The organism is uncultured Methanobrevibacter sp., assembly GCF_900314695.1.
Classification (GTDB): domain Archaea; phylum Methanobacteriota; class Methanobacteria; order Methanobacteriales; family Methanobacteriaceae; genus Methanocatella.
In genome coordinates, this window is the sequence record NZ_OMWD01000003.1 from 46,009 (window position 1) to 62,144 (window position 16,136).

Here is a 16,136-nt window from a genome sequence, read left to right on the forward strand (position 1 = left end):
ATTTTTGAAAATTCAAAACTAAAATAAAAAAAGAGAGGAAAGTTTTTCCTCTTAAGCTTTAACTTTTAAAGTTGTTTTGATGGTGTTTCTATTGACGCTAAATTTTATTGGGTATGTCTTTCCCGCTTTGAGCTTGCTGATAAACTTTTTATTAAAGGTAAATATGGCGTTTCCATGTTTATTGGTTTTTATTGCATATGATTTACCATTTAATTTGAGCATTACCCATATGCGATCAATAGCAGTTTTGCCGTTTTTAACTGTTGCTTTTACAGTGAGCTTTTTAGCGGATTTTTTCACTGTGAATTTTTTTGTTTTAAGGTTTTGTTTTACCTTAACGGTCTTTTTGATAGTTTGGCCTTTGTAGGTAGCGGTTAGTTTGTATTTTCCAGGTGTTGCTGTGTCAGGTATTTTTAAGGAAATATAACCTTTGGCATTTGTTTTTAATTTGTAGTTTTTCTTGTTAAATTTGACTTTAACTACCTGATTTTTACCGACAGCCTTACCGTCATTTCCAATAATTTTTGCTTTAAACTTATGTCCGTCAAAGTAATACATTACAATGTTTTTAGCATCCCTGAACCTTGAAACAACTTTGATTTTGGTTTTCTTTACTTCTTTGGTTTTTGGATTTTTAACGGAAATTGCTTGTGTTTTGGTTAATTTTTTAAATTTAAGGGTTATGTATCCGTTTTTGTCAGTTGTATATGTTTTGGATTTACCATTAATTGAGACTTTAGCCTTGGTTTTTGCTAACGCTTTTCCAGCAGAATCCACTAATTTCACTTTATAATTATAGTTGCTTTTGTAGCCTCTTACAACATTTTTTGAAATTACTGTGTGCTTTATTTTGACATAGCTCACAATTTTTGTGTTGTTGAAAATAGTTGTAATTTTGTATCCTCCTGGTTTGGCGTTTATACTAAGCTTAGCCAATCCGTCAGCACCTGCTGTTCGGGTATATTTCTTTTTGTTGAATATGAAAGTAACCTTTTCGCCCGGGCTTACTTTTGCAGTAAATTGTTTTGTATTTTTATAATATTTCACCAAGTTTTTAGTGACTTTAATATCGTCAATTGTGTATGCTTTTACAATAGCTATTTGGTTAACGCTTTTAAGGTCTTGCCAGGTTTTTCCATTATTGGTACTTGCATAGCTTTTTCCGGATTCAACAGGAATTCTGGTTTTAGAAACAGCAAACATTTTATTAGAGAATCCTACTACAAATTTATCTCCTTTTTTGACTTGGATAAGACTATTCAGTTGGATTGTTTCATATCCTCCATATTTGCTATTGCCTTTTTGTGTATGCATTTCAATACCATTTACAATTATTATCACTTCATAGGCCATGCCTGCTTTTAAAAATTGGGTTCCCACAGCTGCAATCAATGTGTCTTCTGCAGCGACAAATTCATTGAAATACGCTGAGACCTCATTATGATAATAATTTTCTCCACCGATATCATGCTGATAAATCCTATCGTAGGACTCGTTGGTAATAACGTAGGCAATGCTGGTAGCATCTTTTCCCATGGAAGTGTCGTAATAGGAAAGATAGAAATATCCTCCGTCTCCCCAGTCGCTTCCCCAACTGTTTTTAACTATCCATGCACCATCGCCAGGTGGTGTGATAAGGAAGTTGTGTTTGGAATAATTGTCATCCCATCCGACAATACAGACTCTGTGGTCTGTTGAATTTTTGCCGTTATAAAATTGTGCATTTGTAACAGGATTATAGTATATTGATTCATTAAAGTCTGCATAATGGTTAACCGCTACAGCTCCATATTTTACTAGAGCGGTTTTAATTGCTTTTTCACGGTCTCCAGGTTTTTTACTGTCAGGAATAATAACAACATTTTGAATGTGAAGGTCATCGGAAGTTGTTGACACTGGGGAAATTTTACTAAGTTCATCATACTCCTCATATTTATCAGGGAAAATTCCTAACCAATTGACCAGATAAGACCAGCCTACAAATTCACTTGCGCCTTCAGTTGTGCCTTTTTTTCCATATTCCGAATATTGAAGCCCGATATTTACACCATTATTTACGGATAATGAATATGTTTTGTTTGTATATCTGAGTAATGCAGATTCTAGGGCTGCAAAATTACCGAATTCCCAACATGAACCCATAAATCCTTGGTTTTTAACAGGTGTGACCCAACCGTAATCTCTTAAATCATATTTCTCTGCTCCTATTTCACCAGTAGTGTTGTCGACTATTTTAAAAGGTTCTGCTGTATTTCTGAAATTGTAAAAGTTATTTTTATTGTTGAATGATCTGACGTCATTGAAGTAACTGTTTTTTGTATTTGATTTTATTTTTCCATATACTGTGTATATGCTTGTGACATTGGAAGGATTGTTGAATGCATTGTTTTGTAAAGATAAAGTGGTATCGTATGCATAGAGTGTAGAAACGGTTGATCCAAGGTTGTCTCGGAAAACATTGTTTTTAATAGTTACGGTTCCCATATCAAAATAACATGCTCCTCCGTAGGATACTTTATCTAATAAACTGTTGGACCTGAATAGTGAGGTTGAAATGCCTACATTAGCATAACTTGTATAGATTGCACCACCATCGTATTCCGCTGTATTGTAAGTGAAATTTGTATCGGTAATTCTTAATTTTCCACCTAGCTGAAGGATGGCTCCTCCAAATCCAGAGTAACAATTATTAAATTTGGTGTTTTTAATTGTAACTAGTGCATTTTTGATATCATTTTCGTCTGCGGGGATATCTATAAAAATAGCACCACCATTATTGGTACTGGATATATTGTCAAATTCACAGTCAGATATTGTTAATTTATTACTTTTTTTAAAACAAATTGCTCCTGCAGTTCTATTTGCAAGCAGGTTTTTGAATTTTGATTTGGAAATTGTTACATTGGAATATTCCTCAGCAAATATTGCAGTTGAATATTTGGAAGTTGTATTCAAAAAGTTGGAATTTGATATTTTTGCTATTGCGTTATATATGTAAATTTGACCTTTAATTGTTTTATTGGAGCTACTGATGAATGTGCACTTGTTAATGTTCAAGTCACTTCCATAAGATGTTATTGAAGCACCTTCTTCTCCGATGTTGTCAATGAAGTTACAATTTTTAATATCTGCTTTGTATCCCTTAACAAAAACGGCTCCGACTTTAATATCGTCAACGGTTCCATTACTATTACAATTTATAAAAGTTACATTATCTAATATTAAATTGGAATAACTTACGATTGCTGAACCTGAATCACATAATCCGTTTTTAATAATTAAATTCTTTATTGTAAATGTTCCTTTACCGGAAAAATTAAATGCTTTTGCCTGATTGTCACAGTCAATTACATGATTATTACCGTTGATTTCAAAGCTATATTTATTTATATTAATTCCTTTATCATAATTCACATCGGTTGTCTTGTTGAACTTGTAATCTGTATCTAGATCTAGTTTTGACTCTGATATACCTACATCAGCCCATAAATCTAGAAACGTACTGCTTTTTACATTATCTTCCTTTAAAACATTCTCTGCCGTGTTGTCAGTGTCGTTCAAATCAGCTGCCGATATTGCAGAGATTGAAATCAATAAAACAAACAACATGAGAGTGAATGCTACGACTTTGTTTGATTTCATAATACTCTCATCCATTATATTTACAATTGTTATATATAACAGATTAAAATATTTAAATCATTCAGTTTTGATGTGGAAATTGTTAGGTATATATGCTGATGGTTCAGTGATTAAAAAAAATAAGGTGGAAAAGATAACTAAATTTAGTTATCTTCAAATCTTCTTCTGTCAATTAACTCTTGACGTTTACCTGGGTTCCATCCACCGGAAGCGGATTTTGCACGGCCTACTTGTTGTACGTATCCGGTAATTCTGTCATACCATTCTACGTCTTCACTTTCGCCGCAGGTAGGACAAGTGGTATTTAATCCTTTCATTAAGGTTTTACATTTTAAACAGAAGCTTAATGCGGAACTGTAAGCCCAGAATCCGATATCGGATTTTCTTGCAATTTTGTCGGTTAAGCTCATTAATGAATCAGGGTCTGAGTAGGATTCTCCCATGAATGCATGGAAGATGTGTCCACCTGGAGTTAAGCTGTGGTACTGCTCTTCAATCTTGATTTTTTCAATTAATGATGCGCCGGTGTCTACTGGTACATGGGAAGAGTTGGTGTAGTAGTTAGCGTTTCCTTCACCTTGTACAATAGCCTGATCGCCAAATTGTTTTTTATCAAGAGTTGCGAATCTGTATGCGGTTGATTCTGCAGGAGTTTGGAGAACACTCCATCTGAGTCCAGTTTCTTCCTGTAATTTTTTAGCCCTGTCATTGACGTATTCGAGACATTTTACACCAAACTTGTTTGCATCTGGGTTTTCAATGCCTTCTCCGAATAAGGATAATAACATTTCGTTAAGTCCAACGAAACCGAAGGATAATGTTGAGTTTTGGATTCTGTAGTAGGAATCTTCAGCTACTTGCTGTTTTAAGAATGGTAATATGTGGAAATCGTTTAAACATTTTAATCCTTGTTCTCTTCTAAGCATTAATGTTTCAGTTGCTAGGTCCATGTATTCGTCTAGGTATTCAAATACTTGGGTTTCATCTTTGGATTGGTATCCGATTCTTGGGAAGTTTAAGGTTACGTATGCGAGGTTACCTGTTCTTAAACAGTCTTGATCCCAGTCACCAGTCCAGGTATCTTGTAAACAGGTTCTGCAACCCATGTAGTTTGCCATTTTTCCTCTGTATTTAGGGAACATGTTTACAAAGTAGGATGAACCGTATTTTGCAGATAATTCATGTACCAAACGGATGTCATCATCATATTCGCTGGTCATTGTTTCAGGTCTTAAGGTGTAAATTGTATTTGGGAATAAATGAGGTTTGCCTTCATTGTCTCCAGCGAGTAAGGTTTCAGTAAATGCTCTTTGGATTAATCTGGTTTCTTCTTCAAAGTCAGCATAGGTTCCGACTACTTGACCTTTAGGTCCGTATGCGGTTTCATCTTTTAGGAAATCAGGAACACCGAATTCCAATGCCATACTTGTAAATGGAACTTGTGAACCTCTTGCAGCGTAAGCCATGTTTAGGTTGTAAACGAGCATTTGAACTGCTTGTTTGATTTCATCGTATGTTCTTCCTCTTGCAAATGGTGCTACAAATACGTTCCAAAGGGACATTCCTTGTCCTCCGGACATGTTTTGTTGTGCTGCAAGCATGATTTCACCAGTGTGGTTCATTAAGGTTTCCATGTGGTTAGGTGCGCCTGCAATGGAGGTGTGGTCACCAGTACCGTCAACTTTAAGTCCGTATTTGATGAATGTTCTGATGTCGTGTTGCATACAGTTTAGAGGTCTTCCTGCGAAGAATTCCAAATCGTGAATGTGGATGTCACCTGCCATGTGTGCATCTGCCAAGTGTGCTGGTAACATTTTTAATAATGCGTATTGTTTTAAAGCTTCGTCTGCTACGTGTTTGTGAATACTTTCAGGGTTGTGAATCATGTTTGCATTATCTCTGTTACCGTTTTCGATTAAAGAGGTAATGTTGTATACAGGAATACCTAAACGGGTGTAACGGCTTCTTAAGTCTTCCAATCCGTATTCGATTAATTTTGTGTTAACCATTTCCCTGATCATTGGAGCGGTCAAGTATTCGACGTTTAATTTCTTGAGTTCTTTCCAGGTTTCAGTAGCGATTTCAAAAGCGGTTTCTTGGCTAGCACCGGTTTCTTCAATTAAAGTGTTTGCAATTTTTGATAAATCGAATGCTTCGATTGTATCTCTTGATGTACGAACTTTTAATTGGGTGCTTGCTAAGTATTTGTTTGCAATTTCTGTGTCGATGTCTTCAAGACATTCGTAAACGATTTTTTTGATTTCTTTGGTTGTAATTCCATCATATAATTGGGATACAACGGTTGCTACAATCTTATCAGATTCAAAAAAAGGAGTTTCAACCATTACTAAAGATTTTACTAATTTTTCGTAGCTGAATCTCTCTTTTATACCATTATTTTTCTCTACGTTTATTTTAACGGATTCATTTAAATTATTTCCGATTTCTGAACTTCTTTCCATATATTATCCACCTTATTCATTCTATATTAATTAATATTGAATTTAATTGTATAATTATTGTTCGTATTAATACGAACATAGTTACACTTAATTCATTTATCTTTTTTAGTATATATATTGTTCGTCTTGATACGAACAATGTTTGTGCTCTCTGAAATTTACTATATTATTAATATTAAAAATATGATGTCCGAGAGCACATGAAAAGTAATCATGATTTAGAAGAAAATGTCCAATGAACTCTGCTTGGACTTGTCACTTTCAAAAAGCGAGTTGATACCAAATTCCTGAATCTCCAATCTCTGTTCAAGATAATGTGAAACGGGGTATCTGTTAACCAAATCCCTTGAGATTTCAAGGTACTTTGTAACCGATCCTTTTGAAACGGACAATATCAGATTGCCTCCACATTTGCATTTTCCGGTAAGGGGCATTCTTCTATACTTTGCTCCGCATTTGGTGCATCTGACCTTCTGCTTGGAAAATGCCCTTGAGTTACCCATAATGTCCGGCAGGAAATGGGAAGATAAAACCTTTTCAACAACTCCCCTTTGATCCACTGCCCTAATCTTTTCGGCAAGGGTGATTTGAGCCTCTACCTTTTCTCTCATTGAAGGCAGTCTCTTGTAAAGACACACTGTAGGACCTGCATGAATGCTTGAGGTGTGGTGTGAAAACATAAGTCCTTCATATTGCTGTGGTGTTCCCAAATGCATCTCCACATTGTCAATGTATTCCAGAACGTCAGCCGGCTTGTGAGGGGTATAGGTTTCCTCATAGAATTCAACAGGGAACCTTTCGAAAATGTCCAGGTTGTGGGATTCGTCGTCTATCTCCTCAGGATCAATTCTTGAAGATAAAACCAATGGAGCATCCATACTTCCACCTCTGGTATTCGGAAGGTATGTCTTTGAAAAGTTAATCAGGGCATCCAAAAGAAGCATTACAGCATCTTCGTCACTGTCACAGTTTCTACGTTTTGCAGAATGGAAATACGGGTGGGCATAACATCCGAGCGCCTTTGTAAATCCGACGATTCTTCCAAGAACTCCTGCTGATGTGTGCGGCGCAAGGCCTGCAACCAAATGCCCAATCAAATCGCTTCTTTCCTTGACATTGTAAAACGGCTCCATATCATAGTAGCGTACAAGTTCATCGTCAATGAACTGGGCGGTTCTGAGAAGATACTCTCCACAGTTGTCTGAAATAACGATGTCCTGAACCCTGAGTTCAATGATTTGGTCTTCACTTTCAATAGGATTTCCATAACAGTCCTTTTCATAGCCCATTTCCAAAAGCTTTTCAACTGTAACTCCAATTTCTTTCGGAACGAAATGGGTTAGGGGCAGGTCAGTTGAATCGTGACGAATTGTTCCGTCCTTGAATGTAAACACTTCATTTTTAGCTCTCAATATTCCCTTTTCAAGAGGTTCGGGCAGCTTTGCCTCTGAAATCATTCCGACAACACCTTTAACCTCATCAACCCTTCTGACCTTAACGTTGTCTGAAGCTTTTTTGAGCATGCTTGCAAGAGGAATGCTCTTTTGGCTAGGCTTTCTCATTTCGGTCGGATGGCCACATTCCGGACATAATGAATTGTATGAGCTTACTCCACATTCCGGATTGGTACATTTTCTTCTTGACAGTTCAATTTTGATGTTTCCCTTCTTGGCTGCGGTAGCTATCAGTCTTCTGGAGCCTCCATAATTACCGATAGGAAAGAGCCCATGCGGTGCAGGTTTCATCAGTCTTTCCTTGGATTTTTCAGGCCTACCTACACGGGTTCCAATATATGCTGGAGCCTTGTTCTTGATTTCAACAGGGGAAATCTCATTCAATGCCTCAATTGTGGTTGTCTTTTCAGGCAGTTTTTTGGACAGTGTAATTACCAGAGCGTATGAATGATCCTTGTCGATAATGATTTTATCGTCACGTACAATATGGGGAACACCGATTATTTCCAGTGTTCTTTTCTGATAGGACAAATCCAATTCAAGCTCCTCATTGATCTTGTAGGTTGATTTGGCCTGATTTATCAAGTCAATCAATGAATTCAAATCTGCGATTGTAACGTCATTATAACAATAAGTGTATTTTGGGTGAAGCGGGATGTCATAGTCCTTGGAGAGTGTGAACGCTTCGATTGCGGTAAGATATTCATACTCGAGCTTGTGCATATCAAGGTCGTTGTTGTCTGCATCGAAGTTTTCGCTTCTAGTGAGCAGCTGTATCCACCACTCTTCACACCATCCGGACGGATACAAAGGCTGGTTGTTTCTTAAAAATTCTCCGAACGCAACGAGCATATCTCCTAAAAAGAGTATTTCAACTACGTCCTTTTTAAGCTCTCGGGCTTGTTTGATGCTGTCGATTGCCACGACATCGCCGTTTTTAAGCTTGACTATAGGTCCTTCAATGGAATCGACCGGAACGACACAGTTACCTTTTCCGGGATACTCGATTTTGAGTTGTGTTCCAACAGCCAAAAATTCAAGCAGAGCCATTGTTGCCGGATGAACTCCCATTGTTGCAAGGCCTGTATTTCTGCTTCTTCCATATCTGAGTCTGAATCCTCCCTTCTCTGAAGGATATCCTAAAATAGGCCTTCCGCCAATAATATCCTGGATGTATTTAGGTTCACTGACAATATCTGAATCGTCTCCGTCATCTCCTCCGGAATCGTCTTTTTTAGGTTTGGAATATTCGGTAAGCCATTCCCAGTTAAGGCCCAATTTATTGGAGATTTTATGAATCTTTTTTGATTTCTGGATAACTCCCTCAACCATCGCAAGAAGTGCTCCTCCACGAATGTTGTTGGTTTCTACACGTTCCAAATCCCTGTGTGACACTTCAACCTGGTCGGTCTGCTCTCCTGTTACTTCAACCGGAATGTTGTTTGCAGCGAATCTCACTTCTTCTGGTGTTGGTGAGTATTGAAGGTTTGTAACTTCGGATTCGTAAAGCTCGACCTCTTCTACGTATCTTTCGATTTCATCGTCTATCGGCTTGAACCTGTCGATGTTGATTGCCTGTCTGATTTTATCTCCTAAAAGAACTGCAAGTGCTGCAGCTGTACCTCCGGCACTTCTGATAGGGCCTGCAAAATAAACTCCAATGTATTTTGTTCCGTCAAAATTGTCCTTGATTTTAACATCGGAAATACCTTCCAGAGGTGCTGCAACCACTCCTTCTGTAAGGATAGCCAGCGCAGTCCTGAGACCCTGATCTGACCTTTGCTCTTCGTTCCATTCAGCCTTTTCGCCGGTGAGCGTAAATTTGCCTGATGCAATTTCAGCGGCAATTTCAAAGGCAACGGATTCCCTGTCCATATCTTTTTCCAATTCCTTGATACGATTTGCAACCCCTTCCGGACCAACAAGCCCTTCGACTCTTTCTGCTAAATCCTTTGCAAGAGGCACTTCAGTTTTTGTTTCAACATCTAAACCTTTTGACCTAGCCTCATTAGCTATATCGTATAGGTGATGGGTATCAGCTTCTAATCTGTCAAAATAATCCATTTTATCGCCACAAATTATTAAAATTAATTCAGTATATAATTATTGATTTTCATAATATTAATAATATTTGCAAGTGTGAAAATGTGGCTTGGAATTTTGACAATCTTTAAATATGGTGTTAAAGAAAAATTTAATTTTAGTATACTGGTGGTCGAATTTTGTTTTTATTGCTATTTTGGTGATATAAATGTCTGATAAAAAACCTGTTAATGCTATGTATGGCACTAAAATGAGTTTAAATCTTGATAAAATTAAAAATAAATCTAATGATGAAGTGGTTGAAGAGACTCCTGCTGTTGAACAAGTTGAAGAGCCAGTTGTAGAAGCTCCAGTTGAAGAGACTCCTGTTTTGGAAGAAGAGGAAGTTGAGGAAATTGAAGAGGCTCCTGAAGAAGTTGAAGATCCAGTTGAAGAGGCTCCTGTTTTGGAAGAAGAGGAAGTTGAAGAGGTTGTTGAAAAAACACCTGCTCCTAAAAAAGAAGATAAGGGTGTAGAAGAATCTGTTGAAACCTCTGTTGATTACAATGTAGTTTCCAAATTGAAAAAAGAGCTTTCTGAGAAAAATGAAAAACTTTCAAATCAATCAAATGAGCTTAATTACTTAACTAATAAAGTCATTCCAAGACTCAAAAAGGAAAATTCCGAATTGAAAAGCGTTAAGATTGAATTGACTGATGCTTTGGAAAAAAGTACAAGGAAATACTTCGACCAATTGGATATCAATGAGGATTTAAGTAATGAGATAGGAAAACTCGGTGCAGACGGTGCAGTCAATAAAGTAAGGGCTGATAAATTAGAAGCAGAATTGGAAACAATCAAATCCGATTACGAATCTAAAATTTCAGATTTAAAAGACGAATTGAATTCTAAAGATATTCATGAAGTTGACAAACTCAAAGAACAAAATAAAACTTTAAAACAAAGAATTGAAGATTTGAACAATGATATTGACTCATTGAAAGATGAAAACAATGGTCTCAATTCTGAAATTGCCGAGTTAAGAAAAGACCTAATTGAAATCGGTAATTATAAAGAAGAAGTGGATAAACAAAACAAGGATGCCATTTCCAAATATAAGGAAGAAATTTCTTCACTTAAAACTCAATTGAAAGTTAAGGAAAGTAGCTACGATAAGTTATCCAATGAAAACAACAAAACAATTACTGATTTAAGAAAACAAGTTAAAAAACTTGAAGAACAATTGGAAAAAGAATCCAACAAAGGATTATTCAATAGATTCAAATAGATGATTGATTTCATCTATTAACTTATTTTTTTTATGAAAACTGATGCTTATTTTATGGATGAAGCCATTAAAGAGGCTGAAAAATCTTTGGCTGAAGGTGGAATTCCAATCGGTGCCGTTCTTGTCAAGGACGGGCAAATCATTTCAAGAGGCCATAACAGGCTGATTCAAAACGATTCTGTATTATTGCATGCCGAAATGGATGCAATTGAAAATGCAGGGCGTCTTGATTATGATGATTACGTGAAATGCACACTGTATACCACTCTTTCGCCATGTCCGATGTGCTCTGGGGCGGTGATTTTATATAATATTCCTCGTGTAGTAATCGGTGAAAACACCACTCTTATGGGCGCTGAAGGATTGCTTGAATGCAATTGCGTTGAAGTGGTTGTCCTGAATGATATGAGATGTAGGGATCTCTTCTTGAGATTTGCATGCAACAATCCGGGCGTTTGGGAAGACGAGCTTGCAAAGGTAGGAAACACTACGGAGGTTAAAGATGGAAATAATAGTGACTGACGAGCGTGATGAACGCTTTGTTGAATTTTGCCGGTCATTCGGCTGTGTGGTCGATGACCCTCAGGTAGTTCTGCTTTTAAACAGATTCGGCAAGGTTGTGGGATGCGCCAGCTTCAAGGTTTATGATTCCGATTCCTGTGAAATCACTACGTTGTTTTTAAATTCCTATGACGACAGGGAAAAGATTGCCTACAAGCTGATAAGACAGCTTGAAAAGATTGCCATGGATTATGAATTCAAAAGTGTTGTCGTCAGCTTCGATTCAAGGGAAGACATTCTGGTTGAAATATTTGAAAAACTTGATTATCAATTTGTCGATGAGCTTTTGGCGAAAAAAGAGTTCAAGAGTTTGATTTAATAACTGATTTTCTAAAATGCTTATTCAAATGTCTTGAATTCATACTTTTTTTTTTAAAAAATTAATCCTTTTATAAAGCAATATTTCATCTTAAAAACAACATAATTGATTTCTCCTTTAAATTGTGGGAATCTTCAAATATTACGATGATTGTTTTATAATGGCCTATTGGCTATATTTGAGTTTGTTTATTGTGGGAAAAATAGTCTTGGAGTGTAAATTCAAAAATGTTGTCATTAGCTTTGATTTAGGGGAAGATAGTTCGGTGAAAATTATCCTTATGGAATTTAAATAAGGAAGTAAAAAAAATAGAGAAATGAGTCAAAAAATTATTTAAAAAGAAATTTTTGCTAAAAAAATAAATTTAAAAAAGATTAAGCTTCTTTTCTTAATCTTTTTACAACAAAGTCCTTATCCAAGCTTAATAAAAATGAGGCAGCTCTTGGACCTTGTTTTTGACCGAGAATCATTTTATAAATTGCCTGGAAACCTTTTTGAGGTTTTAATCCTTGACCTTCAAGGATTTCATACATCGCATCGTGCAATTCGGCTGCATCACTGAATTCAGTATTTTCCATCAAATCAGCCAGTTCAGCCAGGAATTTGTCCTGTTCTTCGGTCAATGGCAATTTAGGCACGCTTTTTTCCTGAACCTGGAATTTCACGAATTTAGGTGCGTAATTGTCCAGCCAGTATATTACATTGTCGACCCTTTCCCTGTACTGGGCCATTTCTGTTTCGGTCAAATCACCAAATTCCTTATCTTCAAAGCTTTTGGTCAGTTGGGAGTTCCTTTTAAGGATCTCAAATATCTTTTCAAGGTTATCTCCTGCAATCTGATAAGCGTTAACAAGGAATCTGAACGGCGGTCTGAAAGGCAAAGGCGCATCAGGATTCATCTGAACTATTTCATAGATTTCCTTGAATTTTCTTTCCTCTTTTTCGGATGGAGCTTCCACTTCATCGTAGAACACTTTTTCAACTGTATCGAAACTGTCAATGAAGTCTAAAAACGGCATTTTAGGTGAGAAATCCTTTGCTTTCATAGGTTTTGACCTGAAGAGATAATAGTGAAGACTTTCTGCAGGTCCTATTTTCAGCCATTCCTCAGGTGCAAAGAAAACACCGTGTGATTTACTCATAGCTTCTCCGTCAAGGGTAATCCATTCGTATGGCACTGGATATGGTGCAGGATAGTCGAAAATTTCTTCTGAAATGACGCTGCTTACATCATATGACCCTCCGCTTGCGGCATGGTCTTTTCCAAAGGGCTCGCAGGTAACTCCCAATATTTTCCATCTTGCAGCCCATTCGACTCTCCATGTTAACTTTCCGTTTCCGGATTTGATGTCCATTTCACCGTCATGGCCGCATTCACATCTGTATTTTACAATGTCTCCATCAAAATCATAAGCTTCTGTGGTATTGACCCTTCCGCACTCTTCACAGATTGGATTATAAGGAAGCCAGTCATCAGCTAAAGGTTCCCTTCTGTATTCGTTGAATATCTCCTTGATTCTTTCCACATTTTCAAAGGCGGTTCTTATATAATCGTTATAGACTCCTGACTGATACATTTCAAAACCTGATTTCGCTTCCATTTCTATTCCATAATCATCTATTACTGAAAGCAAAGGTTTTTCGAAGTGCTCTACAAAGTTTGCACAGCATCCGTCAGGACATGGAATGGTTGAGTATGGCATTCCAAGGTATTTGTCATAATCTTCAGGCAATGGATAAGGGACTTTTCTGAGCGGATCGTGGTCATCAGCAATCCAGATGGTTTTAGCTTTCTTTCCTTTTTCCCTTAATTTTTTTCCAATTCCGTTAGCTATAAAAATGTCGCAAGAGTTTCCAATATGTATTGAACCTGAAATTGAGGTTCCACTTGCAATTACATGTTCTTCTACGTCTCTTTTAGCCAGTTCATCGGCTATGTTTTCAATCCAATGTGTCATATATTCACCGTAAATAAAAAAATTATCATTAAAATAAGTATACTAATAAGTCTTTGTTATTATTAATATAAAAAGATTAGTTTAATAAACCTTACCTAATAACATGTTAGGTAATTTTGATGAAGCATTGCCTTACCTTGATAAGGCAGCACAGATAGATGGAATAATTTGAGTTTAAAAAAAATAAAATCCTTAATAGAAGATGAACGGATGATTAGGATTATAAAAAAATGTTATTTAATGTCTTATTGTAGAAATAAATCCCTACAATATTCTCGCAGACATTAAATTCATTATATCCCTAGAGGTTTACTTGAAAGTAACTCTCTTGTTTTAATAATTTATGGAATGTCATATATAAATTTAATCTTATTTGAAAATGGCAATTAAACAGTGGTCATCTAAGGGAAAAACCTTCAAGAAAACAATAACATGTTTTCAAAAGACTATCATCGATAATTTTGATAATATTTAATTGCCTAAAGTAGAGGTGAAATGTGAGTCATTATCTTCAATCAACATTGAAAACATTAATATCTTTAATTATTGAAAAAATATTAAAACTATATGTTCCAATCATGAAAATAATTATCTCCATTAGTTTCACCTCCTTGGGATATAATGGGGGAACACCATAACAGATGCGAGAAAAAACTGTTACAATAAGAAAATAAATATTTGTTAATAATCATTAACATCATACTTATCTACCTCCCTAACATTAATTGAAGGCTTTTTAACTAGATATATATTGTTAAATAAATAATTTAAATCTTGTTGAACTCATTTAGTAAAATTGCAGTGATTATAACAATATATATGAAGTTTTCGGCAATATAAATCAAAATAATATTTGAAAATCAATATGATGAGGCCATTTAACAAAATTGTTCTAAATGTGAGAAATTGCTTGATGGTTAAAAAAATAAAAAAAGAAGTAAAATAGATATGATTATCTATTTAATGAGGTCGGAATCGGATTGGTCCAACCATTCGTTAACGATTTTTACTGCACAGAAGTTACCGCACATGGTACAGGTGTCTTCTTCTTCAGGAGGTCTTTGATCTCTTTTTGCACGTGCAGCTTCAGGGAACATTGCACAAGCATATTGTGCTTCCCAATCGAGAGTTTTTCTCGCTTCAGCCATTGCTAAATCCTGTGAACCGTCGATTTGGCCGGTTGCTAAGTCTCCAGCGTAAGCTCCGATTTTGGTAGCTATTACACCTTCCCTTACGTCATCTGGGTTAGGAAGAGCAAGGTGTTCTGCAGGAGTTACGTAACAGATGAAGTCTGCTCCGGCTTTTGCGGAAGATGCTGCACCGATTGCAGATACGATGTGGTCGTAACCTGGTGCTACATCACATACGATAGGACCTAACATGTAGAAAGGAGCGTTGGAACACATTTTCTTTTGAATCATTACATTTGTTGGAATTTCATTGATTGGAATGTGTCCTGGTCCTTCAATCATACATTGTACTCCGGCTTCACGGGATCTGTCGATTAATTCTCCTAAAATGATCAATTCTTGGATTTGAGCCCTGTCTGTTGAATCAGCAATGGATCCTGCTCTCATACCGTTAGCGAGTGAAAGAACAACGTCATGTTCTTTTGCGATTTCTAAAACGTAATCGAAGTTTTCGTATAATGGGTTTTCTTTTTCATTTTCAACAATCCATCCGGACATGAATGATCCTCCACGGGATACGAGTCCGGTTACACGGCCTTGCCTTTTGAGTCTGGTCAAGGTTTCAATATTGATACTACTGTGGATTGCCATAAAGTCAATACCATCTTTTGCTTGCTTTTCGATGGTGTTGAACAAATCATCTTCAGTCATGTAAACTACTGAGCCATCTCTTCTGATGCTTTCGATAGCTGCCTGATAAACCGGTACGGATCCTACAGGTAATGGGGACATGTCCAATACTCTGTTTCTTATTACATCCAAGTCTCCGCCGATACTTAATTCCATTAAACAGTCTGCACCGTTGTCGATTGCAATTTGTGCCTTTTCAACTTCTTCATCAAAGTTAACGATATCGGTTGAAGTACCTACGGTTGCATTTACTTTTGTTCTGAGTCCTGCACCGATACCTGCTGCATCTATATCTCTGTTTACGTTTCCTGGAATTACAATGGTTCCGTTAGCAACGGACCTTAAAATAAAATCTTCTGAAACACCTTCAATTTTTGCTACATGTTTCATTTCATCGGTTAATATACCTTTCTTTGCGTCACTGATTTGTGTCATTTAATCATCCCTCAATTAAGATTTATAACAGTCAAATTTAATTTAAAATATTCTCATACTAAGTTGATAGTCACTATTTTTAATTTAATACTATTTAAATTAATAGGATAATTCCTTAATTCTATTTGATTTGACTAATATAAAGTTTTTTTTAAAAAATAAGTTAAGTTTATTT

The 16,136-nt window shown here is 36.3% G+C and carries 8 protein-coding genes; 3 read left to right on the forward strand and 5 right to left on the reverse strand.

Annotated elements, in window-relative coordinates:
- Positions 1–51 precede the first annotated feature (51 nt).
- The 3 genes from QZN45_RS01165 to polC form a co-directional block, all read right to left on the reverse strand.
- Entirely contained in the window at positions 52–3,642 is a 3,591-nt protein-coding gene (locus tag QZN45_RS01165) for a C1 family peptidase (protein WP_296810586.1), read from the reverse strand.
- A gap of 143 nt (positions 3,643–3,785) precedes the next feature.
- Positions 3,786–6,104: an anaerobic ribonucleoside-triphosphate reductase gene (nrdD, locus tag QZN45_RS01170; protein WP_292607547.1), complete on the reverse strand. Its 2,319-nt coding sequence runs from the start codon at positions 6,102–6,104 to the stop codon at positions 3,786–3,788.
- A 218-nt stretch (positions 6,105–6,322) separates the two neighbouring features.
- A complete protein-coding gene (gene polC, locus QZN45_RS01175) occupies positions 6,323–9,622 on the reverse strand; it encodes a DNA polymerase II large subunit (protein ID WP_292607543.1) in 3,300 nt (1,099 codons plus the stop codon).
- A gap of 187 nt (positions 9,623–9,809) precedes the next feature.
- Between polC and QZN45_RS01180 the strand changes: the two genes are divergently transcribed.
- The 3 genes from QZN45_RS01180 to QZN45_RS01190 are packed head-to-tail and all read left to right on the forward strand — an operon-like array spanning position 9,810 to position 11,748.
- Positions 9,810–10,868 carry a hypothetical protein gene (locus QZN45_RS01180; protein ID WP_296810591.1) on the forward strand — a complete coding sequence of 353 codons (1,059 nt, stop codon included), beginning with the start codon at positions 9,810–9,812 and terminating at the stop codon, positions 10,866–10,868.
- 33 nt (positions 10,869–10,901) lie between these two features.
- On the forward strand, positions 10,902–11,390 hold the full coding sequence (locus QZN45_RS01185) for a nucleoside deaminase (RefSeq protein WP_292880945.1): 489 nt from the start codon (positions 10,902–10,904) through the stop codon (positions 11,388–11,390).
- Positions 11,371–11,748 carry a GNAT family N-acetyltransferase gene (locus QZN45_RS01190; RefSeq protein WP_296801997.1) on the forward strand — a complete coding sequence of 126 codons (378 nt, stop codon included), beginning with the start codon at positions 11,371–11,373 and terminating at the stop codon, positions 11,746–11,748. Before QZN45_RS01185 ends, QZN45_RS01190 begins: the two co-directional genes overlap by 20 nt.
- Before the next feature lie 374 nt (positions 11,749–12,122).
- Here the strand turns inward: QZN45_RS01190 and lysS are convergent, their stop codons facing one another.
- Positions 12,123–13,706: a lysine--tRNA ligase gene (gene lysS / locus QZN45_RS01195; protein ID WP_296810593.1), complete on the reverse strand. Its 1,584-nt coding sequence runs from the start codon at positions 13,704–13,706 to the stop codon at positions 12,123–12,125.
- A 956-nt stretch (positions 13,707–14,662) separates the two neighbouring features.
- A complete protein-coding gene (gene thiC, locus QZN45_RS01200) occupies positions 14,663–15,961 on the reverse strand; it encodes a phosphomethylpyrimidine synthase (protein WP_296810595.1) in 1,299 nt (432 codons plus the stop codon).
- Between the last annotated feature and the right edge of the window lie 175 nt (positions 15,962–16,136).